The organism is Gammaproteobacteria bacterium, assembly GCA_003696665.1.
GTDB lineage: Bacteria > Pseudomonadota > Gammaproteobacteria > Enterobacterales.
The window spans coordinates 1-1,333 of record RFGJ01000220.1; the positions used below are offsets into that span (position 1 = coordinate 1).

Below are 1,333 nucleotides of genomic sequence, written 5' to 3' on the forward strand. Positions count from 1 at the left end.
CGTGCCAACACCATCGACATTCAAAACAATGCCGTCCGCGTTGCCTAACAGCACACTGGTCACCAGGCCGGAGACATAAACCGGATAAGAAGTTGTGCTCTCACCTTGGCGAGCCGTGATCTGAAAGCTATATTCACCTGCCGCCACTGGTTCACCGGACTCGCCCATACCATCCCATGTCCAGGGATGCGCGCCAGGCGGTAGATCGCCAAGCTCAATTTGCCGTACGGTCTGCCCATTCGCGTCTGTAATGGTCAAAACAGCATTTTGCACATAAGTATCTGCAACAAATTCGCCACTGACCGAACCACCCTGTTCAATCTGTCTTGTCGATGTCGGCACCAAAACCGATTGGCCAACTAATGTTGAAGCCTGAAGTGCCTGATTCGAGGTCATGGCCGCGGCAAAGCTGGAAAAGCTGCGCTCGAGACGCTGCAGGCTATCGACACTCGAAAACTGTGCCATTTGTGCAATGAACTCGCCGTCTTCCATAGGCTTAAACGGATCCTGATTGGCCAGCTGCGTGGTCAGAAGACGGAGAAAATCCTCCTGCGAAAGCTCATCGTTTCGTTTTCCATCACCAGACTCTGCCTGACGCAACCCAAGTTCTTGATAAATGTTCGAAATGCTCGGCATAACTTAACTCCTTACGACTGCCCAAGTCGTAACGTGGCTTCGATTAATCTCTTGGTCATACTCGCGACCTGAACATTAGTTTGATAGGCGCGCGAGGCTTCGATCATGTTGGTCATCTCTTCAATCACATTAATGTCCGCCATATAAATATTGCCGTTGTCATCCGCCAACGGATGCGAAGGATCGTGAATGACCTTGGCCGGACGATCTGCACGCACAATTCCATCAACTGCCACCCCCACAGAACCTTGGTCATCACCGAGTTGTTCTGTAAGCAACACAGCCTTGAAGACCGGATAACGCGCTTTATATACCTCGTCTGGAGTACCTGCGACCGTATCTGCGGCAGCAAGATTGCTCGCAGTGGTGTTCAGCCGCACCGATTGCGCTGCTAATGCCGTCGCACTAATGTCAAAAATCTTGGTTAAGCTCATAACGCCTCCTATTCACCTCGAATCGCTTTGAGCAACCCTTGAATTTTTCCATTGACAAATCGCAGTGCAGTTTCGTAACCAACGGCATTTTCCGCCAACGCCATTTTTTCAACCTGCATATCCACGCTGTTCCCATCCCCCGTATCCGGCTGCAATGGCACACGGTATCCGACAAAATCATCTAAGGCTTCAGCGCTAGTGTTCTGGGCATTTAACAAGGCGCTTTTGAAATCAAGGTCTCTGGCTTTGTAATTTGGCGTATC

Annotated in this window: 3 protein-coding genes; all 3 read right to left on the bottom strand. The window is 50.6% G+C overall.

From position 1 onward, the window contains the following. Positions 1-636 (bottom strand): flagellar hook assembly protein FlgD (locus D6694_06235; GenBank protein RMH44105.1); only part of this gene is annotated, 636 nt, incomplete at its 3' end. A gap of 11 nt (positions 637-647) precedes the next feature. Next, positions 648-1,070: a flagellar basal body rod protein FlgC gene (gene flgC, locus D6694_06240; GenBank protein RMH44106.1), complete on the bottom strand. Its 423-nt coding sequence runs from the start codon at positions 1,068-1,070 to the stop codon at positions 648-650. Between the two features lie 8 nt (positions 1,071-1,078). Beyond that, a partial coding sequence (gene flgB, locus D6694_06245; protein RMH44107.1) for a flagellar basal body rod protein FlgB occupies positions 1,079-1,333 on the bottom strand: 255 nt, incomplete at its 5' end.